This window comes from Thermoactinomyces daqus (assembly GCF_000763315.1).
Taxonomy (GTDB): domain Bacteria; phylum Bacillota; class Bacilli; order Thermoactinomycetales; family Thermoactinomycetaceae; genus Thermoactinomyces_A; species Thermoactinomyces_A daqus.
Genome location: NZ_JPST01000006.1, coordinates 43,710 through 65,260 on the forward strand (window position 1 = coordinate 43,710; position 21,551 = coordinate 65,260).

Genomic DNA, 21,551 nt, shown 5'->3' on the forward strand with positions numbered 1-21,551 from the left:
GATGCGATCGGTTGTTTTTACGGAGTTCGAACGGAACGGCGGCGAAGGAAATGGAGCATCATTTGCACCATCAGAGACAATCGTATGTTGAATTGTATCAAAGGGAAAATTGAAATCCCGGCGCTGTCATCTTGTCATACAGGGGAGAGGCTGTGACCGTGAATAAACGCGATATAACCCAAACAGACCGAAACCGTCTGATTGAACGGCTGGGAGAAAACAAAGTGATGTTACCGGCTGATGATGCCGGTGGCGATTTGGTCGTTTTTGCCGAATCGGAGGAAGATGCAGTTGAAGTGATCCGCTGGGCCGGCGAGGCGCGAGCAGTAATCAACCCTCAAGGTCTGGGGGCGCGCGCAAGTTATGGCCATCCTGACCGGAGAGAGGCGGCGGTTACCTTGTCGCTGGCCAGATACAATCAGATTGCGGAATATTCCGCCGGAGACTTGATGGTGACAGTGCAAGCGGGTATTCCGCTGAGCAGGATCCAGTCGGTCTTGCGGGAAAAAGGGCAAATGTTGCCGCTCGATCCGGGATGGCCGGAGTTGAGTACGGCGGGCGGAATAGTCGCTGCCGCCCTGACCGGCCCCAAACGGTTGAAGTATGGAACGCCGCGTGACTGGGTGACCGGACTTAAAGTGATTCTGGCTGATGGCGAGATCATTTCGACTGGTGGAAAAGTCGTCAAGAATGTCGCCGGATATGACATGAATAAGCTGTTTGTCGGATCGCTCGGAACTCTGGGCGTGATTAGTGAATGCACATTTAAATTGCGTCCCTTGCCGCCGGAGGAAACAGTGATCATCCTGGAAAACGGGGATCTTCCTTCCCTGAAGCGGTTCAGCCGGCGCCTGCTGGATTCGTCGCTGGAACCTTCTGCGGCCGAATTGGTGAATGATTCGGTGCTGACATCGCTTCTTCCCGGTGAGCATGATTCGTTTGGCTTGATGATCGGATTTGAAGATGAGAGCAAGGCGGTTGCCAAGGAGCAGAACCAGGTGGTGAACTGGGCAAAGGAAGAAGGGATAACGATTCGGGAGATTTTGCGAAATGAATGGGCGGCTGCACTATGGCGTTCATTGGGAGAACTTCTGCCACATGCCAGGGATGCGCAAAGTGCGGAAAAAGTTGCATTGAAAATCAGCACGCTGCCTGATCAGGCGGACTCGGTGGTTGAACTGGTGCATCGTCTGGCGGAAGAAGCGGGCATAGAAGCGTTGGTTCACGGGGGACCGGGCACCGGGATCACCCTGGCTGTCCTCCGGCCAGACGAGAATCAATGGGCCTGTGCCAAAGAACTGATTGAAAAGGTGCGGCAGCGGATTGAAGAAGGGTTTGGTTATGTGGTGATGCTGCATGCCCCTTCCTTTTTGAAAGAGAAGATCCCCGTTTGGGGCAAAATGCCGTCCGGACTGTTTTTGATGCAAAAGATCAAATCCAGTTTGGACCCGGAAGGGCGTTTTAATCCGGGTCGATGGGCAGGAGGGATCAATCGTGCCTGATCCGATCAAGAAAACAAAACCGCTGACAGGATATCCGTTTGCTGATCCGCCCGATCCGGAGAAATGGTCAAAATGCATCCATTGCGGCATGTGTTTGGACGCGTGCCCCACTTATCAGGAAGAGAAACTGGAGCCCCATTCTCCGCGAGGGCGCGTTCATTTGATCAAAGCAGCGGGCGAAGGGCGGATTTCCTTAAACCAAGGCTTGTTTGATCCGGTTTTTCAGTGCCTGGATTGCCGGGCTTGCGAAACGGCCTGTCCCTCGGGGGTGGAGGTCGGTGCCTTGATCGAAGAGGCGCGCGGTCAGCTTTATCAGGCCATGCCTCCACGGGGAGTAAAGGGACGGATCAACCGGTTGTTTTTGCGGCATTTTTTTCCTAATCCCGGCCGCTTGCATGCGCTGGGCCGTCTGCTCCGGTTTTACCAGCAATCAGGTCTTCAGTCTTTAGTCAGAAAAACGGGGATTCTCCGGTTGTTACCCGAGCACATCCGGAAGATGGAGGCGGTTCTGCCGCCGGTTCCGAAGCGATTTTCCCGGCAGACCCTGGCGGAAGTGACCCCGGCGCTTGGCGAAAAGCGCGGGCGTGTGGCTTTCTTGGCCGGGTGTGTGATGGATGTTTTATACGCGGGAATCAATGAAGCAACAGTCCGGGTTTTAAGCCGCAACGGTTTGGAAGTGGCGGTGCCGCGGGGCAGGTTTGCTGCGGGGCCCTGCAAATACATGCAGGGGATCGGGAGACCGCAAAAAAAATGGCGAAACAAAATATTGATTCGTTTTTGCGGGCGGATGTGGATACCATCATTGTCAATGCGGCTGGTTGCGGGGCGGCGATGAAAGAATACGACCAACTCCTCAGAAACGATCCCGATTACCATGAAAAGGCGCAGGAGTTTGTAAAAAAGGTGCGGGACATTTCCGCTTTTTTGTGCGAGATCGGTCTGAGACCGCCGTCCGGCAGGGTGGAAGGGGTCGTTACCTATCACGATGCCTGTCATTTGGCCCATGCACAAAAAGTGCGAAACGAGCCGCGGCAGCTGCTTAAACAAATTCCGGGGCTGACTTTGATTGAGATGCCCCAAGCCGACCGTTGCTGTGGGAGTGCGGGGATTTATAACCTGGTTTACCCTGATATGGCCGGGCGCCTTCTGGAACGTAAAATGGATGACGTTCCACCGGACGTGGACTGGATTGCCATGGGAAATCCCGGTTGCATGCTGCAAATATCGATGGGCGTTCATCAGCGCCGCGGACGGGAACGGGTCGTGCATACGGTTGAATTGCTGGACGAGGCTTATCGCTGCGGGGAAGGGGATGAGCAGGAGCCGGCCGGCAGACAGGATGGCGGTGAACATCAGGAACTGATTGCCGCCCTGCAGCGCTGTGTCGGAAAGGATGCCGTCCTTTTCCGTCAGGAAGATTTACTCGCCTATGAGTGTGATGCCTACACCCTGAAAAAGGCGTTGCCCAGAGCCGTTGTCTTTCCCGGGAGCACGGAAGAGACAGCAGAGGTCGTCCGCTTTCTGGCTCAGAGGGGAATTCCCTTTATTCCGCGCGGAGCGGGAACCGGTTTGAGCGGAGGGGCCACTCCGACGGGTGGCGAGGTCATCATCAGTCTGGCCAGAATGAACCGCCTGTTGCAAATCGATCTCCCGAACCGGCGGGCAGTGGTGCAACCAGGGTATATCAATCTGCACCTGACAGAGTCCGTTGCCGGTCACGGCTACTATTACGCCCCGGACCCCTCGAGTCAGCAGGTTTGTACCATCGGGGGAAATGTGGGTGAAAATGCCGGAGGGGCCCACTGTCTCAAATACGGCGTCACCACCAACCACGTTCTCGGTTTGACCATGGTGTTGCCCGACGGTCAAGTGGTTCAACTCGGCGGTCTTCCCGACGAACCCGGGTATGATTTAACCGGATTGGTTGTCGGATCGGAAGGGACGATGGGCATTGTGACGGAGATCACGGTACGGCTTGAAAAAAAGCCGGAAGGGGTGCGAACCGTGCTCGCCATGTTCGATGAGGTGAAACAGGCGAGCGAAGCGGTTACCGGCATCATCGCTGCGGGGATTTACCCGGCGGCTTTGGAGATGATGGACAACCTGGCGATAGAAGCCGTGGAAAAAGGGACGTTTCCGATAGGGTATCCACGCGATCTCGGGGCTGTTTTATTGGTCGAGGTGGACGGAATTGCCGAGGGTTTGGACGAACAGATTGAGCGCATTGTGGACGTGTGCCGGAAACACGGGGTGCGGGAAGTGCGCCCGGCTTCTTCCGAGGAAGAAAGAAAGAGCTGGTGGAATAACCGCAAGACTGCTTTTGGCGCCGTCGGAACCATTTCCCCGAATAATCTGGTCCAGGACGGAGTCATCCCCCGCAGCCGGCTTCCGGAAGTGCTGTCCCGGATTGAAGAGATCAGCCGCGAACATGGAGTGCGCATTGCCAATGTTTTTCACGCCGGAGACGGTAACTTGCATCCGCTCATCATGTTTGACGCGCGAATCCCCGGTGAAGAAGAGAGAGCCGTCCGGGCGGGATCGGCGATTTTGAAGGTTTGCACCGAGGTGGGTGGCAGCATCACCGGGGAGCACGGTGTCGGTCTGGAAAAGCGGGAAGAGATGCGCTATCTCTTCTCCGAGAAGGAGCTGGCTGTGCAATTGGCAATTCGCGAGGTATTTAATCCTGAAAATTTATGCAATCCCGGCAAAATATTTCCGACGCCGGCCCGCTGTGCCGAGATGAAAAGGCGGCCGGCAGGAACGGATGACAGAAGTGGAGGCCGCTCTTGATTGAAGTTCACGAAGTGTTAAAAAAAGAGAAAAGGAGTTCCGGTGGGGATGGATAAGAAATGAAAATAAAGGGAGTCGAAATAACCACAACGAATGAAGCCCTTGCATTCCCTTTCGGGATTGGCACGCGAATTTTTTGTCCCGGGATGCCATGGAATAAAAGCGGATTGAACGGCAGCAAGCGATTGATGCCGGAACATTTCCGGATTTCTGATGAAACCGCTTCCGTCGAGGCGGGGCTGGAAAATCGTTCCCGTCCCTGAAGGTGTACAGAACCGGGTCCGGCAACCGCAAAATGGTGAAACATGCCCTGAACGCGGGGCATCGGTTTTTAGGCTGTTTTGAAGCTGCCGATTCATCCGCATGGGAGAATGCGGTCAGAGGACAGGAGCGATCCGGCGGGCAAACCAATCAGGGGCTTATACCGGAGGTTAATTGGGCTATTTCCTTTCCGGACTATATATCATCAGAAAAGAGGCGATCTGAATGAGCATTTCAATGGGGGCAAAGACAAGTATCATCTTGCGGTTAAAACTGGAAAAAGAATTGGTTTCGTTCGGGAAAATCGCCTCAATCATCAGTGAAGTAGGCGGGGATATCATTGCCATCGACGTGATTCAGGAAGGAAAAACATTCACCATTCGCGATATTACCGTCAATATTACCGACTACGGATTGGGCGACCGGCTGGTGTCGATCGTGAAAGAAATTTCCGGTGTTCACGTCATCAACGTTTCGGACCGCACCTTTTTAATGCACTTGGGAGGAAAAATCGAAACGGTGCCCAAAATGCCGATCAAAAACCGCGATGATCTGTCCCGCGTCTATACTCCGGAAGTGGCGAGGGTCTGCAAGGCGATTCAGGAAAAATCCTCGCGGGCCCATTCACTCACGATCAAACGAAATACAGTGGCGGTTGTCTCAGACGGTTCAGCAGTGCTCGGGTTGGGAAACATCGGACCGGAAGCGGCCATGCCGGTGATGGAAGGGAAGGCGATGCTGTTTAAACAGCTGGCCGGAGTGGACGCTTTTCCAATTTGCCTGGCGACGCAGGATACGGAGGAGATCATCCGAATTGTCAAGGCGCTGGCCCCGACGTTCGGCGGGATTAATCTGGAGGACATCGCCTCTCCGAAATGCTTTGAGATTGAACAACGGCTTTCGCAGGAACTGGATATTCCCGTGTTTCATGATGATCAGCACGGAACGGCGGTCGTGGCCCTGGCCGGGCTGATTAACGCGGTCAAATTGGTCGGCAAAGATCTGGCCGATTGCAAGGTGGTCGTTTGCGGCATCGGTGCAGCCGGAATTGCCTGCACCAAGATGCTGTTGGCCGCCGGTGTGCGGGATGTGATCGGTGTCGATCGGGAAGGGGCGATTGTCGCAACCCGCAGGTATGAGAATTCTTTCTGGAATTGGTATGCAGCCCATACCAATCCCCGCAGGCTTGAAGGCTCTCTGTCCGAAGTGATAAAAGGAGCGGATATTTTTATCGGGGTTTCGGGTCCCGGTGTCTTGAAAGTGGAAGATATTCAAAGCATGGCTCCCGATCCGATTGTATTTGCCATGGCCAATCCGGTTCCGGAAATTGCGCCGGATCAAGCGGAACCTTATGTTCGGGTGATGGCGACAGGCCGGTCCGATTATCCGAACCAAATTAATAATGTGCTGTGTTTTCCCGGGATTTTTCGAGGCGCCCTCGATTGCCGCGCGTCCAAAATCACCGAAGAGATGAAATTGGCTGCCGCTCAGGCCATCGCTTCCGTCGTTTCCGATGAGGAGCTGAGTGAGCAGTATATCATTCCCAGTGTATTTAACAGCCGTGTAGTGGAAAAGGTGAGAGAAGCGGTGATCGAAGCCGCCTATCAGTCGGGAGTGGCCAGGCGCGACCGGCGCAGCACGCAAAAAGAAATGGCCAAAGGGATTGCTGCCAAGGAAAATGCCTTCAGTTTTTCGATGTGACAGAATGACAAAGCCTGAGTGGAAGAGGTTCCTTTCCCCACTGGCGATCACTCCTGCCATGTGATTGGATTTGCCGGAAAGCCCGCTCGATCAAAAGAGTGGGCTTTTTTTGCGCTCAGATAAGCACTCGTCCCTTCTCACCGCAGGGATAACGCTTAGCGGTCATCCACGACGATATAAGTGACCTCCACCGGTCCGTGAACGCCCACCACCAGATTCATTTCAATATCTGCGCTGTTGCTCGGTCCGGAAATAAAGTTAATGCAGGAAGGAAGCAATTCCCCTTTCTCTATGCGGCGACGGATTTCACGGGTTGCATGGGTGAGCCGTGGCACGATGGTGCTTCTCGGAATGATGGCGATGTACTTGTGCGGCAACAGGCTGACGGATCTTCCTTTTCCCCGTCCGTTGAGTAACATCACGGTTGCAGATTCGGCCAGAGCCAAGTCACTGAAGGTGATGCCGATCATCGCCTGTTCAGCCAGCGAAATGCTTTCCGCTGCTTGTTCGTCACACCATTGCTGAAGCCTGATCCTATGCTCCTCCAACTTGGCATTCAATGCCGGATCGAGTCCGTACTCGTTCCAACGCACATCATCCCAGGTAATAACCGTTTTCGCCCCGGCCTTTTTGATCATCTTCCAAACTGCTTCGGGCAGGAAGTCAGCCGGTATGCGGAAAAAGGTGGTGCGATTGAGTTGTGCTTGTTTTTCCAGGCGCTCAACCCACTCTTCACACCCCTTTCTATCTTCCGGCGGAACGAGTCTGGCCTGATCCCACTCCGGTTTTTGTATCTCCTCCCGCATGCGCGGGCGCCCCAGCCTTTCGGCCAACTTATTTAAAAAAGCGTCCCGGTTTAAAATGGTCATGAATTTTCCCCCTTTTTCCGCCGTTTTTGGAACCACTCCCGAAAAGTTTCCTGTTCCGGTGCCGGGAAGTCACGTGTTTCCAGCCAGGGTTTAAGCGGACCGAAGCCCGTTTTCAGCTTTGCTTCTTCCGTTAACGGTTTTGCCATTATGGACGCGGCTTTGGACGCAAGCCGATAAAGTTTTGGCGAAGTGGCGGCCAGGCGAAATCCTTTCATGGCCAGCCGTTCACCCGGCGGAGCTTTTTTCTCGTCCTCCGCGATTTTCCGGCGGTGCTCGATCAATAATTCATGGAGGGGAATCCGGACAGGGCAAACTTCGGTGCATGCCGCGCACAAACTGGAAGCGTAAGGAAGCTCCTTATACTCGTCATAACCAGCCAGCAGCGGAGTCAAGACTGCCCCGACCGGCCCGGGGTAAATCGATCCGTATGCGTGCCCGCCGATATGGCGGTAGACGGGGCAGACATTGATGCAGGCAGCACAGCGGATACAGTGAAGGATGCTTTGAAATTCCGTGCCCAATATATTTGAACGGCCATTATCGAGAATGACCAAATGGAATTCTTCCGGCCCGTCTCCCTCGCCTTCCCGCCGGGGACCGGTCAGCCCGGTTACGTAAGTGGTCAATTTTTGGCCGACAGCGCTACGGCACAATAATGTGACCAATACATCCAGTTCTTCCCAAGTGGGAACCAGCCGCTCCATCCCCATTACGGTGATTTGCGTCTTGGGAAGGGTTGTGCAGAGGCGGGCATTTCCTTCATTTGTCACCAAAACGACCGAACCGGATTCGGCTACGGCAAAATTGCAACCGGTAATGCCGATTTCGGCGGACAGGAACTTCTTGCGCAGATAGTTGCGGGCAAAACGCGTCATTTCTTCGGGGACGGCAGAACCCTGATACCCCAGGCGCGCAAATATTTCACGAATTTTTTCCCTGTCCTTGTGCAAAGAAGGGACGACAATATGGGAAGGAGGGTCATGATCATCGGCTTGCAAGATAAATTCGGCCAAATCCGTTTCCAATACCTCGCAGCCTGCTTCTTCCAAGGCTTTGTTTAAACTGATTTCCTCAGTCATCATCGACTTGGATTTCACAACACGGGTTGCTTGTTTGCTTTTAATGACCCGGATGATGTATTCATTCGCTTCCGCGGCAGTCCGGGCGAAAAAAACGTGCCCGCCGGCTTTGCTTACATTTTCGGAGAGTTGCTCCAAATAGTAGTCCAGATAGCGCATGGTATGAGCGCGTATCGCTTCACCCCATTTTCTCCACTCTTCCCAGTTTCCAAGCTCTTCTGTTGCCTCCCGCCGGCGTTTCTGAAATCGTTCCTGTGCGGAACTGACGGCTTTCTGCATCTGCCGGTCGTTGATTCCGCTTTCGACGCGTTTAAAAAAGGGATCTTGTCCGATTTTAATCGGCATCTTTTTCATCCCCTCTCTGCCGGAGATGGTTTAACACTTGGGCGATATGCATCACTTTGACCGGTTTTCCCAAGCGGCTCAAACGGCCGCCGATATTCATCAGGCAGCTGCAATCGGCTCCGATCAGGAGCCCGGCTCTTGTTTCCTCGATATGCTGTGCTTTTTCATCGACCATCCGGGATGAAATCGCATTCATTTTGACAGAGAAGGTGCCGCCGAACCCGCAGCAATCATGCGCATGAGGAAGTGGAATCAACTTCAGCCCTTTGACATTTTCCAGCAGGCGGTACGGAGCTTCCGTTACCCCCAAAAGACGGTTCATGTGGCAGGAAGGGTGATAAGTGGCTGTTGCGTGGAGTTCCGCCCCGAGGTCGTCAACCTGCAAGATCTCAGTCAAAAATTGGGTGAATTCATAGGTTCTGTTCGCCAGGGCCCGGGCACGTGCTTGTAAATCCGGCTGACCGCTGAATAACTGTTCATATTCATGGAACATCGCTGCGCATGAACCGGATGGTGTTACGATATATTCAGCCGGTTCGAACGTTTCGATCATATGCTCGGCCACCTCTTTGGTTTCCAGGTGGTACCCGCTGTTATAGGCAGGCTGGCCGCAGCATGTCTGCGTTTCGGGAAAATCCACCTCGCATCCAAGCCTTTCCAGTATCTCGACAACGGCTTTACCCACTTCCGGGAAAAATACATCAGTCAAACAGGTTACGAATAAGGAAACCCTCATTTTTTACGCCTTGGACCACTTGCGAAAGGCCAGTGACGGCGCCTGCCTCCTCTCTGTAACAATTAATTTTTTTTAGATTATTATATCATATCTAATTATTTCCGTATAAAAGACCCGGCCGCCTCAACTACGCTTGGAGGGGAATGATCCTTTTTGAAAGCTTGTTGCAAATCGGCTCGTGAATATGCTATCCAACCTGCCTGTGTTCCGAAGGGTCTCAACAGGCCCGATCCCCTGCTGAGATTGGCAAAACGTACCTCTTCGGTCAGGCAATAAAAATATCTCTTCTTTCACTCTATTCCCAAAATTTAGGACGGACCATTCTGCAGGCAAGCTTTTCCATGTTATAATGAAGAGTGACGGTTTTGTGAAAGGTGATACATATGGCACGAAAAAAGAAAAAAGCAAATGCGGAGAAATCGCTCAAAAATGAGATTTTGTTTGAGATTTACGGGATTGTGATTCTCGCTGCCTCTTTTATTACCATGGCCAGCTACGGGGCAATCGGGCGGAACTTGACTTACTTGGCCCGGTTTGTCTTCGGTACATGGAATTTTGTGATTCCGCTTCTGGGAGTCTGGCTGGCCGTTTATGTCATGGCCAACCGCAAATGGCCACGGAAATGGACTCCGCGCATGAGCGGGTTGACGATGATTCTCGTTTCATTTCTGACGTTAAATCACTATTGGACTTTTCAAACGATCCATACGAACAGCGGAATTGTGGACACGACATGGAATTTGCTTTTGGAGGAACGGACTTCCCGCCTTCCTCTTGATGTCGGGGGCGGAATGACCGGTGCTTTCGCTTATGCCTTATTGCACTTTTTATTTGATGATATGGGGACATTGATTGTACTGGGCGCATTGGTGCTGTGCGGAATTTTGCTCGTGGCCGATTTTTCTTATGTGAAATTCTTCGGGATCGTGAAACAATTATTCCGTGCCTGGAAAAAACGGGGCAGACAGCTGATCATCGATTGGTTGCGCCAATACTACAAACAGAAGCAACCACCGAAGCGGATCAGGAGAAAAAGATCCGGGGAAACGAAGGCGGCAGCCTCTGTCAGCCGCGATCCGATCGAACCGGTGATTTATGACTTTGAAGACGCCATCTACGGGGGAAATGAAAAAGAAAAGGCGCAGCAAGCAACGCAAATGGAGCTGGAACTGGAAAAAATGATTCCGGAAGCGCTAAAGTTGAAAACGAAACCGAAGACTGAGCAGGTGGAGAAGCAGGATGCCGAGGAAGAAGAAACGATGGAAGTGCGCTTTCATTCGAAAGATGAAATGGCGCATTATCTTATGCCGCCGACGACCTTGCTCCGGGAAACGAAAAAGCGCAGTCTGGTGGACCAAGACGACCATAGGGAGAATGCGCGCACACTGAAGGAGACGCTGGAAAGCTTCGGAGTCAAGGCCAAGGTGACCGGGATTCATCGGGGCCCGACTGTGACGCGGTATGAAATTCAGCCGGAGATCGGGGTGAAAGTGAGCAGGATTGTCAATCTCGCAGATGATATCGCTTTGGCCCTGGCCGCGAAAGATATCCGCATTGAGGCGCCCATACCGGGAAAACCGGCTGTTGGCATCGAGGTGCCGAACCAGGAGGTTTCTCTGGTCGGACTGAGGGATATTTTGGAAAGCCCTGAATATCGCGATCATCCCTCCAAATTGAGCATTGCGCTGGGGCGGGATATTTACGGCAAACCAATTGTTGACAACCTCGCGCGCATGCCGCATTTGCTGGTAGCGGGAGCGACCGGCTCGGGAAAAAGCGTCTGCATCAACGGAATCATCACCAGTTTGCTGTACAAAGCCCGGCCGGACGAAGTGAAATTGATGATGATCGATCCCAAGATGGTGGAATTGAATGTATATAACGGAATTCCCCATCTGCTGGTCCCTGTTGTCACGGATCCGCGCAAGGCGGCGATCGCCCTGAAAAAAGTGGTGACCGAGATGGAAAAACGGTATGAAATGTTTGCCAAGCACGGGGCGAGAGATATTGAGCGCTATAACCAGATGGCGGCCGAAAACAAAGAGAAGAACCTGGAGCCTCTTCCCTTCATCGTCGTCATTGTGGACGAGCTGGCCGATTTGATGATGGTGGCTCCTTCCGACGTGGAAGACGCGATTTGCCGGCTTGCCCAAATGGCCAGGGCGGCAGGGATTCATTTAATCATCGCCACGCAGCGGCCCTCTGTCGATGTAATCACAGGGGTGATCAAGGCGAATATTCCTTCGCGAATTGCCTTTGCCGTTTCTTCACAGGCCGACTCCCGCACCATCTTGGACATGGGGGGAGCGGAAAAATTGCTGGGACGGGGTGATATGCTTTATTTGCCGATCGGTGCTTCCAAACCGATCCGCGTACAAGGGGCATTTCTCTCCGATGATGAAGTGGAAGCGGTTGTCCGCTTTGTGAGCAAACAGCAGGAACCGCGTTATCAGGAAGAGTTGATTCCCACGGCCCCGGATCAGGGGATGGACGGGGTGGATGATGAACTGTTTCCGCAGGCGGTTCAGCTCGTTTTGGAAGCGAAGACGGCGTCCGTTTCGCTTTTGCAACGGAGATTGCGGGTTGGTTATACAAGGGCGGCGCGCTTGATCGACATGATGGAAAGCAATGGAATCGTCGGGCCGTATGAAGGCAGCAAGCCCAGGGAAGTATTAATAACACTGGAGCAATATCAAGAAAAGAAAAATGTAGCCAAATAGTGAACAAGCATGATATAAATTACTATGAGCAATAAAAAACAGCCGGAAAAAATGGATTCAATTTATATAAACATAGTTCTCCGAAATACATAAAATTCGGTTTCGGAATATGTTTATTTCCGGCTGCCTTCCGATTATTCTGCAATCGGAAAGAACTCATATTCTAATTTTTTTGGAGGAGGGCCACTGCATGGCAAAAAGATCCTGGCTTGCACTTTTCCTTTGTGCGGCATTGGTGTTCACAGTAGTCGGATGTTCGTCGGCGACTACCAAAAAAGGCGGTTTTGCAGCCGGGTTGGTGACGGATACCGGCGGGCTGAATGACGAGTCGTTCAACCAATCCGCCTGGGAAGGGCTGGAGAAAGCGAAAAAAGATTACGGTGTCGACATTAAAGCCCTTGAATCAAAAAGCGATGATGATTATATACCGAACTTGACGAAGTTTGCACGTGAGGGACGCAATATCACCTGGGCGATCGGTTACAAATTCGACAAGGCGATTCCTGATATTGCCAATCAGTTCCCTGATGCGAAATTTGGCATTGTCGACAGTGATCTCGGAGGAAAAATCCCGAAAAATGTGACTGCCGTTACCTTTAAGGAAGAGGAAGGCTCATTCCTGGTCGGTGTGATTGCCGGTTTAACAACGAAAACAAACAAAGTTGGATTTATCGGCGGGGTGACATCTCCGCTTATCAAAAAATTTGAAGTGGGCTATATAGCCGGGGTAAAAGCAGTAAATCCGAAAGCTACCGTTTCGGTCGCTTATGCCGAGAGTTTTGCTGACGCGGTAAAAGGACGTTCCCTGGCCCAAAGCATGTATAACAACGGAGCAGATATTATTTTCCATGCTGCGGGCGGTACAGGCAAAGGCTTGTTTGATGAAGTGAAAACCCGCGAGAAAGGGAAGTACTGGGCGATCGGTGTAGACCGTGACCAATCCAACCTCGCTCCCGACCATACCCTGACTTCGATGGTCAAACGCGTCGATGTGGCTGTTTACAATGTGACCAAGGAATTGAAAGACGGAAAACTGAAACCGGGTCAACATGTGGTGATGGGTCTGAAAGAAAACGGAATCTCCATGGCTGATAAACATGTGAGTCCCGATGTTGAGAAGAAAGTGGAAGAGTACAAACAAAAAATTATTAGCGGTCAACTCAAAGTTCCGAGTACCGAAGCAGAACTTGCCAACTTTAAACCATAATATTGGAAATCGGGTCAGCGTCCATGCTGGCCTTTTTAAATAGAAATCCCTTTGAAATATGCCCTAATACCTTGTATACTTAAATCCTCAAGCTTTTTTCGCTTTTTAATTTAATGACAAATGGAAAAATATGCCGCCGAGAAGGGGGAATCAGGGTGAATGTAGTGGAAATGGTTGGGATTACGAAGCGTTTTCCCGGAATTATCGCCAATGATCAGATCAATCTGACGGTCAGAAAAGGCGAAATTCATGCGTTATTGGGGGAAAATGGTGCAGGAAAGTCGACGCTGATGAACATTTTGTTCGGCCTGTACCAACCGGACGAAGGAGAAATCCGCATTAACGAGAAGCCGGTCAAAATTACGGGACCCACTGTGGCCAACAAACTCGGAATCGGGATGGTTCACCAACACTTTATGTTAGTTGAGCCGTTTACCGTAACGGAAAACATCATTTTGGGTGATGAGCGAAGCAAGTTCGGCCTGTTAAATATCAAAAAAGCGGAGAAAGAGATTCAGCGCTTATCGGATCAGTACGGCCTCAAAGTGGATCCGCGGGCGAAAATTGCCGATATATCCGTCGGGATGCAACAGCGTGTGGAAATTTTGAAAACGTTGTACCGCGGAGCAGATATCCTCATTTTCGACGAGCCGACGGCAGTCTTGACGCCGCAGGAGATTGAAGAGTTGACGGAGATTATGCGACGGCTGGTCGACGAAGGCAAGACGATCATTTTTATCACCCATAAACTGAAGGAGATCATGAGCACCTGTGACCGGGTGACGGTGATTCGCCGCGGAAAAGTGATTCAAACGGTCGATGTGGCCGAAACGAATGAAAATGAATTGGCCGCCTTGATGGTCGGACGCGAGGTTTCCTTCACCGTGGAAAAAGAGAAAAAGCAACCCGGTGAACCGATTGTCAAGATCTCACAACTGGTCGCTCTGGATCATCGCGGTGTCCGTGCGGTAAATGGCCTTGATCTGGAAGTGAGAGCCGGTGAAATCGTCGGACTCGCCGGTGTTGACGGAAACGGACAGACGGAATTGATCGAGGCGATTACCGGATTGCGCGACATCGAGTCCGGTTCCATTCACATCAATGGAAAAGACATGACCCGGTTCAAACCGCGAAAGGTGATCGAAGCTGGTGTCGGCCATATTCCGGAAGACCGGCATAAACGCGGGCTTGTGCTCGATTTTACCGTCAGTGAAAACATGGTTTTGCAATCATATTATCAAGCCCCGTTTACCAAGAGGGGAATTATTCAAAATGGCGAGATTGATCAATATGCCAAGCGCTTGATCAAAGAGTTTGATGTGCGCACCCCAAATGAACACGTTCCGATTCGGGGACTGTCGGGCGGTAACCAGCAAAAGGCGATCATCGCGCGGGAAGTGGACCGCGATCCCGACTTTCTGATTGCTGCACAGCCAACCCGAGGCCTGGATGTTGGTGCGATTGAGTCGATCCATCGCCGTCTTGTCGAACAACGGGATAAAGGCAAAGCGGTTCTGCTGGTCTCCCTGGAACTGGATGAAGTCCTGAAACTGAGTGACCGCGTTGCCGTGATCTACGAAGGGAAAATCGTCGGCTGGGTTGATCCGGAAACGACGACGGAAGAAGAATTGGGTCTCCTGATGGCGGGCGGCAAAAAACAGGAGGTGAAATAGCTGTGCAGCAACTGTTCTCGCGGATGAACAAGATGTCAACATTTCTGGCTTCCCTCATTTCGATTGTGCTGGGAATGTTGATTGGGGCCATTATGATGGTCGCGGCCGGGTATAACCCGCTCGAAGCCTATAATGCCCTCTTTGTCAGTGCTTTGTTTCAGCCTTATGATCTGGGAGAGACGATCCGGACCGTCACCCCTTTGTTATTGACGGGTTTGGCCGTAGCCATTGCCTTTCGCACCGGTCTCTTTAATATCGGGGTTGAAGGGCAGTTTATCGTCGGACAGATGGCCGCTATCATCGTCGGTTTAAAATTACCGCTCCCTTCCGGTTTGCATGCCGTTGCAGCCGTGATCGCCGGCGGGCTGGCCGGAGCGATCTGGGCTTATCTTCCCGGCCTCTTAAAAGCAGTGCGCGGGGTTCATGAGGTAATTATCACGATTATGATGAACTATATCGCCCTTTATCTTTCCAATGCCGTTGTTTTTCATTTGCTGGCCCCCGGAGCTGATTCCACGGAGAAAATTCCCGATTCCGCTTCACTGAGGGTTCAGTGGTTATCCGATCTGTTTGGAGGAGCGCGCGTTCATTTGGGCATTCTGATCGCCTTGGCCGCTGCTTTCGTCATGTATGTCCTCGTTTGGCGCACCCGGCTGGGTTACGAACTGAGGGCTGTCGGTTTCAATCCGCTCGCGGCTGAATATGCCGGGATGAATGTGAAGAAAAGCGTCATTTTGTCAATGATGATCAGCGGGGCATTTGCCGGTTTGGCCGGAGCGGTCGAAGCGCTCGGTACGAATGGTTATTTGCCGATTATGAACGATTTCACCGGCATTGGCTTTGACGGGATCGCCGTCGCTTTGCTGGGAGCCAATACACCTGTCGGAGTGATTTTGGCCTCCATCCTTTTCGGGGTTCTGGAATATGGCGGCGGAAACATGCAGTTTGAAGCAGGAGTGCCGTTTGAGGTCATTCGCGTTGTATTTGCGGCGATCATTTTGTTTGTGGCCGCCAACATTGTGGAAAAGATCTTTCATTCCCGGCGCAAAAAAGGGGTGAAAACCAATGCTTGAAACCCTGACAAACATTTTATCGATGACCGTGCTTTACTCAACACCACTGATTTTGGCCGGACTTGGCGGATTGTACTCGGAGCGTTCCGGGGTGGTGAACATCGGGCTGGAAGGCCTGATGACGATCGGCGCTTTTACCGGAGCGGTAACGACGATCTTCTTCGGCAACGCCTGGATCGGACTCTTGTGCGCGATTGTTGCCGGCATTTTGTTAGCTTTGCCGCATGCGATTGCTTCGATTACGTTTAAAGCGGATCAGGTGGTCAGTGGGGTTGCGATTAACTTTTTGGCGCTTGGACTGGCTGTCTATCTAACCAAGCATATGTATAACGGCTCTTCGCAAACGCCGGTTGTCCCGGATAAGCTGAGTGTGATTTCGATTCCCCTCCTGAATAAGATCCCGGTATTGGGTCCTTCGATTTTTCAGGCGCTTCCGACGACCTATATCGCGATCGCCTTGGTCATTATCACTTATTTTCTCTTTTACCAGACGTCATTTGGCATGCGGTTAAGAGCGGTCGGGGAACATCCGCACGCGGCGGAAACGGCCGGAATCAACGTGATTGTGATGCGCTATATCGCTGTCATGATCAGCGGTGCGCTGGCAGCAATCGGCGGTGCGGGCCTTTCGATTGCCATTGGCAGCCAGTTTACGCAGGTGACGGTGGCCGGACAAGGATTTATCGCCCTGGCTGCACTGATTTTTGGCAAATGGCGTCCTTTCGGCGTTTTGTGGGCCGGTCTGTTCTTCGGATTGGCTGTGGCTTTGGCACTTACCGGTCAGCTGTATCATTTGACGAATTACGTGCCGAGTGAAGTGCTGAGCATGCTTCCGTATATCCTGACCATCTTGGCCTTGGCCGGATTTGTCGGCAAGGCAGAACCGCCCGCGGCAAACGGAAAGCCATATGAAAAAGGGGCCCGATAAACGGTCGTGAAGAGACCTCAGCAACCAGCTGGGGTCTTTTTTGCGTAATTCAATCTTTCTTATAAAATTTTGTTTATTTTACACAATTGATACTATTATCTCGATTTACATATCTATATTGAAATTTTAACAATGATTTCTTTTATTCTCTTGGATTCAAGAAGTGCTACGATCATTTGGATTGTGATAAATACAGGCTTACTCTCTCTTTTTCTAATTTTTTCCTTTGATTTATCTTTTGGTTTATACTAAAATATTCCTACGGCAATTTTATAAAAATGGTGTAAAAGCCAGAAAATTCGGCGCCGTCTCTGCTCTGGTAATCATTTTTTTCGTGGTTATTTTCTTTAAATTTAAATCATATTGTAATCGGGGAAAACATCACGGATATTTTTTTATACAATTGTTTTACTTTATAAAGCATTTACTTAGTAAAACTTTTTTTCGGATAACGGAAATTCGTATCTTTCCAATGGATGTTCCGACGACATGCTCTAAGGAGGTCTGTCATGGAAGCTGCAGTAAAAATAGAAAAAAGTAACGTGCCTGTACCAGAGCCGAAAAAGAAACACCCGCGCGGCCTTTATCTGCTCTTTTTCACAGAGATGTGGGAGCGGTTCAGTTACTATGGCATGAGGGGGATTCTCGCCCTTTATCTGGCCGCCTCTTACCTGAGCGGAGGCCTGGGTTATGATCAGGGGACGGCTTCTCTGATTTTCGGTTTTTATACCGGTGCTTGTTACTTTACACCGTTGGCCGGTGGTTATCTGACCGACCGCTTTCTCGGACGGCGGTGGGCGATTACTCTCGGCGGGGTCACCATGGCGCTGGGAAACTTCATTTTATTTGCCGAACACAGTCGGTGGGGATTGTATTTGGGGCTTGCCCTTTTGGTGTTCGGTAACGGATTTTTCAAGCCGAACGTGTCAACTTTGGTCGGCGAGCTCTATGAAAAAGATGATAAACGGAGAGATGCTGCGTTTACGATCTTTTATATGGGGATCAACCTCGGTGCCTTTCTGGCTCCGCTGGTCGTCGGGCTGGTCGGCGACTACTTCAGCACGAATGTGAATGGAGTCATTCAACACGGCTATCGTTATGGGTTCCTGGCTTCTTCCATCGGGATGATTATCGGGCAAGTGCTGTTTAATGCGCTGTCCAACCGTTTCCTCGGTGAGATTGGAAAAAAACCGGTTGGCAAAATGGCGCCGTCCAAGCAGATGCCGGCGGTGGATAAAAAAACGCCGCTGACGAAACAGGAAAAACGGCGAACCCTAGCGATTATTATTTTAACTTGCTTCGTTGTTTTCTTCTGGGCCGGATTTGAGCAAGCGGGTACATCGTTAACTTTCTATACCCAGACTTTTGTGAACCGGAATGTTTTCGGCTGGGAAGTTCCGACGGAAATGTTCCAGTCGATTAATCCCGCTTTTATCATCATCCTTGCCCCTCTGATTGCCAAGCTGTGGTCTGCCTTGTCCAAGCGGGAAAAAGGTGACTGGCCAACCCCGGTCAAAATGGGATTGGGAATGATCCTGCTCGGAATCGGATATATGGTGTTGTTGACAGCAGTGATGCAAACCGGCGGTGATGCGCATCATGTCACCGTGAAAGCCAATATTCTCTTTATCATTTTCACTTACTTCTTCCACACGGTCGGGGAATTGTTCCTGTCGCCGATCGGCTTGTCGATGGTGAGTGAAATTGCACCGATCAAATACGCATCCCTGTTGATGGGAGTATGGCTGGCCAGCACCGGTATTGCGGACATTCTTGCCGGACAGTTGGCTGCCTTCACCGAGACGATGGGTTACTTCCAGATATTCGGTGCGATCGGTGCCCTCTCGATTATCTTCGGGATTATCCTTTTGGCGCTTTCGAAAAAAATTGCCAAACTGATGGCCTGACGAAAACATTTTTGGCCTCTATCCAAAAAAAATGGGTAGAGGTTTTTTTCTGCTTTTCGGTCATACTATAAGTGGTTATCGTTTCCAACCGCGGCTAATTAGACTATAATGTTTATACATCGGCCCATTTAAAAAGGAGAGGTGTCAACGTGTCGACAATCCAATTTGAAACCGTTTCAATCGGCGACGTGCGCGTTCACGTCTGCTCGAGCGAAAAATTTAAGACGACGGCGTTGCTGGCGTTTATCGCTCAGGAATTAAAGCCGGAATATGTGACGAAAACAGCACTTTTGCCGAGTGTGCTTCAGCGGGGAACAGCTTCTTACCCCACGACGATCGAATTGAGGAGAAAACTGGATTCTTTTTACGGTGCGACACTGTTTGGTGATGTGTTCAAACGGGGGGAGCGCCATCTCATCCAGATCGGGATGGAAATTGCCAACGAACGGTATCTCAGCGAGAAAAAATCCCTGTTGGATGAAGGAATTAATCTTTTTAGTGAAGCCTTGTTTTCACCGCACTTGGAACAGGGAGGCTTTAAAGCTTCCTATGTGGAGGCGGAAAAGAAAAATTTGAAACAGAAAATTGAAAGCCTTCAAGATGACAAGATCCGATATGCCTCCCAGCGCATGGTGGAAGAGATGTGCAAAGGTGAGCCATACGCGCTGTTCAACCATGGCCGGATCGAGGATTTGCCGCAGATTGACGCGCAGAATCTCTATACATATTACCAGGAAGTGATTCAAACCTGCCCAATCGATATTTATTGCGTCGGCAATGTCTCTGCGGACGATGTGGTAAAACGTTTGGAGAGAAATATTGGCGATTCACTTCGGCAGAGGCGGAAAACGCTTGCTGTGCCTTCAGCGGTTCACTCCGCAGCGCGCAAGGAAAAAACAGTCATTGACCGCCTCAATGTGAAGCAGGGAAAACTCAATCTGGGATGCCGAACCAACGTGACCATCCAGGATGATGATTATCCCGCTTTGATGATGTACAACGGCATTTTCGGCGGGTTTCCCCACTCGAAATTGTTTTTGAACGTGCGCGAAAAAGCAAGTCTCGCTTATTACTGTTCATCCAGGCTGGAAAGCCACAAAGGGTTGCTCATCATCCAGTCGGGGATCGAAATTTCCAACTTTGAAAAAGCGGTGGATATCATCAAGAAACAGTTGGCGGCCATGCAGCAGGGAGATATCAGTGACAAGGAATTGGATCAGACCAAGGCGACGCTTTCCAATCAGCTGAAAGAACAGCAGGATCGTTCGTTTGAACTGATTCATTTCCATTTTAATCAGTCGGTATTGAGCGGAAGGGAAAGAACGCTGGAAGCGTTGCTTCATGATCTTGAGCAGGTGCGCAAAGAGGATATTACGCGGGTTGCCGAAAAAATTCAGCTTGAAACCATTTACTTCTTGCGCGACCAGGAGGGAAACGCGAATGCAAAAAATTGAGCACCGGCAGATTGAAGAAACCTTGTATTACGAAAAACTGCCCAACGGGCTGCAGGTATATCTGTTGCCAAAGCCCGGCTTTAACAAGACCTATGCGACCTTTACCACCCGATACGGCTCGATTGACAACACCTTTCAGGTTCAGGGGCAAGAAAAGATGTCTGTCCCGGACGGAATCGCTCACTTCTTGGAACACAAGATGTTTGAGCAGCCTTCAGGGGAAGATGTGTTTCAGGAGTTTTCCCGCCAGGGAGCTTCAGCCAATGCGTTTACGAGTTTTACCCGTACGGCATACCTGTTTTCCTGCACGGACCAGGTGCAAAAGAACTTGACGACCCTGCTCGATTTTGTGCAAAGTCCCTACTTTACGGATCAAAATGTGGAAAAGGAAAAAGGGATTATCGGCCAGGAAATCCGAATGTATGACGACAATCCCGACTGGCGCTCCTATTTTGGCTTGATTGAAGCGATGTATCAACAACATCCGGTTAAAATTGATATCGCCGGCACCATCGAGTCGATTTCCAAAATTACAAAAGAGTTGCTTTACACCTGTTACCAAACATTTTATCATCCGAGCAATATGCTTCTGTTCCTGGTTGGGCCGGTCGACCCTGAGGCGACGATAGAACTGATCCGCGAAAATCAGTCGGCCAAAACGTTTGATGAGATCAAGGAGATTCACCGCTTTTTCCCGGATGAACCTGATCAGGTGGCGGAAAAAGTGAAGGAAGTGGAACTGAGTGTAGGGATATCCAAATGTTTGTTTGGCTTTAAGGAAGGGAAAGATGCTGTCAACCTGACGGGGGAAGCCCTGATGAAACAGGAGCTGGCCACCCAGATCGTCCTGGAGGCGCTCATCGGCTCCTCTTCCGAGCTTTACCAGTCCCTGTATGATGACGGCTTGATCGATGACAGCTTTGGCTGTGATTATTCGCTGGATCGCGGTTACGGATTTTCCATGATCGGCGGGGATACTTTTGATCCGGATCAGCTGTTGCAAAGAATTCGCGATGAACTGCCGAAACGGGCGGAACAGGGGATATCTCCCGAAACCTTTGAACGGATTCGCAAAAAAAAGATCGGGGCCAATTTGCGTTTCCTCAACTCGCCGGAGTGGATTGCCAATCAGTTTACCAACTATCGCTTTAACGATGCGGATTTGTTCAAAATCATACCCGTGCTGGAAAGTCTCAGCGTAGACGATATAAACCGGCGCATGCAACAGCATATTGATTGGAATCGTTTTGCTGTTTCGATTGTGCGCCCTCATTCATGATGGCTGAAAAGATGCAATTGATCGTAC

General features: G+C 50.9%; 16 protein-coding genes and 1 pseudogene. 14 read left to right on the forward strand and 3 right to left on the reverse strand.

The window, feature by feature from the left end:
• Nucleotides 1–158 precede the first annotated feature (158 nt).
• The 6 genes and pseudogenes from JG50_RS0103065 (at nucleotide 159) to JG50_RS0103090 (ending at nucleotide 6,254) form a co-directional block, all read left to right on the forward strand.
• Entirely contained in the window at nucleotides 159–1,502 is a 1,344-nt protein-coding gene (locus JG50_RS0103065; RefSeq protein ID WP_152568465.1) for an FAD-binding oxidoreductase, read from the forward strand.
• Nucleotides 1,495–2,337, forward strand: coding sequence for a (Fe-S)-binding protein (locus tag JG50_RS20415; protein WP_181735404.1), 843 nt, complete (start codon nucleotides 1,495–1,497; stop codon nucleotides 2,335–2,337). The genes JG50_RS0103065 and JG50_RS20415 overlap by 8 nt, the downstream gene beginning before the upstream one ends.
• Nucleotides 2,253–2,666, forward strand: a pseudogene (locus JG50_RS20605) ((Fe-S)-binding protein); the annotation flags it as partial. The gene JG50_RS20415 and the pseudogene JG50_RS20605, both read left to right, overlap by 85 nt.
• Nucleotides 2,667–2,861: 195 nt before the next feature.
• On the forward strand, nucleotides 2,862–4,292 hold the full coding sequence (locus JG50_RS0103075; protein ID WP_033099723.1) for an FAD-binding oxidoreductase: 1,431 nt from the start codon (nucleotides 2,862–2,864) through the stop codon (nucleotides 4,290–4,292).
• Between the two features lie 59 nt (nucleotides 4,293–4,351).
• On the forward strand, nucleotides 4,352–4,555 hold the full coding sequence (locus JG50_RS0103080; RefSeq protein ID WP_033099648.1) for a hypothetical protein: 204 nt from the start codon (nucleotides 4,352–4,354) through the stop codon (nucleotides 4,553–4,555).
• Between the two features lie 223 nt (nucleotides 4,556–4,778).
• Nucleotides 4,779–6,254 carry an NAD-dependent malic enzyme gene (locus JG50_RS0103090; RefSeq protein WP_081943680.1) on the forward strand — a complete coding sequence of 492 codons (1,476 nt, stop codon included), beginning with the start codon at nucleotides 4,779–4,781 and terminating at the stop codon, nucleotides 6,252–6,254.
• A 155-nt stretch (nucleotides 6,255–6,409) separates the two neighbouring features.
• On the opposite strand, the gene JG50_RS0103095 is transcribed toward JG50_RS0103090, so the two are convergent.
• The 3 genes from JG50_RS0103095 to JG50_RS0103105 are packed head-to-tail and all read right to left on the reverse strand — an operon-like array spanning nucleotide 6,410 to nucleotide 9,283.
• Complete coding sequence (locus JG50_RS0103095; RefSeq protein WP_033099650.1) at nucleotides 6,410–7,123, reverse strand: LutC/YkgG family protein; 714 nt, start codon at nucleotides 7,121–7,123, stop codon at nucleotides 6,410–6,412.
• Nucleotides 7,120–8,547 carry a LutB/LldF family L-lactate oxidation iron-sulfur protein gene (locus JG50_RS0103100; RefSeq protein ID WP_033099651.1) on the reverse strand — a complete coding sequence of 476 codons (1,428 nt, stop codon included), beginning with the start codon at nucleotides 8,545–8,547 and terminating at the stop codon, nucleotides 7,120–7,122. The genes JG50_RS0103095 and JG50_RS0103100 overlap by 4 nt, the downstream gene beginning before the upstream one ends.
• Nucleotides 8,537–9,283, reverse strand: coding sequence for a (Fe-S)-binding protein (locus JG50_RS0103105; RefSeq protein ID WP_033099652.1), 747 nt, complete (start codon nucleotides 9,281–9,283; stop codon nucleotides 8,537–8,539). Before JG50_RS0103105 ends, JG50_RS0103100 begins: the two co-directional genes overlap by 11 nt.
• Nucleotides 9,284–9,666: 383 nt before the next feature.
• On the opposite strand from JG50_RS0103105, the gene JG50_RS0103110 reads away from it, so the two are divergent.
• The 8 genes from JG50_RS0103110 (at nucleotide 9,667) to yfmH (ending at nucleotide 21,524) form a co-directional block, all read left to right on the forward strand.
• Nucleotides 9,667–12,003, forward strand: coding sequence for an FtsK/SpoIIIE family DNA translocase (locus tag JG50_RS0103110; RefSeq protein WP_033099653.1), 2,337 nt, complete (start codon nucleotides 9,667–9,669; stop codon nucleotides 12,001–12,003).
• A gap of 190 nt (nucleotides 12,004–12,193) precedes the next feature.
• Nucleotides 12,194–13,210, forward strand: coding sequence for a BMP family lipoprotein (locus JG50_RS0103115; RefSeq protein WP_033099654.1), 1,017 nt, complete (start codon nucleotides 12,194–12,196; stop codon nucleotides 13,208–13,210).
• Between the two features lie 170 nt (nucleotides 13,211–13,380).
• The gene (locus tag JG50_RS0103120; RefSeq protein WP_033099725.1) at nucleotides 13,381–14,883 is read left to right on the forward strand and encodes an ABC transporter ATP-binding protein; all 1,503 of its coding nucleotides are present in this window, start codon (nucleotides 13,381–13,383) and stop codon (nucleotides 14,881–14,883) included.
• Nucleotides 14,884–14,906: 23 nt separating this feature from the next.
• A complete protein-coding gene (locus JG50_RS0103125; protein WP_033099726.1) occupies nucleotides 14,907–15,956 on the forward strand; it encodes an ABC transporter permease in 1,050 nt (349 codons plus the stop codon).
• Nucleotides 15,949–16,884, forward strand: a complete 936-nt coding sequence (locus JG50_RS0103130) for an ABC transporter permease (RefSeq protein ID WP_033099655.1) — start codon at nucleotides 15,949–15,951, stop codon at nucleotides 16,882–16,884. Before JG50_RS0103125 ends, JG50_RS0103130 begins: the two co-directional genes overlap by 8 nt.
• A gap of 509 nt (nucleotides 16,885–17,393) precedes the next feature.
• Complete coding sequence (locus JG50_RS0103135; RefSeq protein ID WP_033099656.1) at nucleotides 17,394–18,791, forward strand: peptide MFS transporter; 1,398 nt, start codon at nucleotides 17,394–17,396, stop codon at nucleotides 18,789–18,791.
• A 149-nt stretch (nucleotides 18,792–18,940) separates the two neighbouring features.
• Nucleotides 18,941–20,245 (forward strand): EF-P 5-aminopentanol modification-associated protein YfmF, encoded by a 1,305-nt coding sequence (gene yfmF / locus JG50_RS0103140; RefSeq protein ID WP_033099657.1) that lies wholly within the window; start codon nucleotides 18,941–18,943, stop codon nucleotides 20,243–20,245.
• Nucleotides 20,232–21,524, forward strand: a complete 1,293-nt coding sequence (gene yfmH, locus JG50_RS0103145; protein ID WP_033099658.1) for an EF-P 5-aminopentanol modification-associated protein YfmH — start codon at nucleotides 20,232–20,234, stop codon at nucleotides 21,522–21,524. Before yfmF ends, yfmH begins: the two co-directional genes overlap by 14 nt.
• Nucleotides 21,525–21,551: the final 27 nt, after the last annotated feature.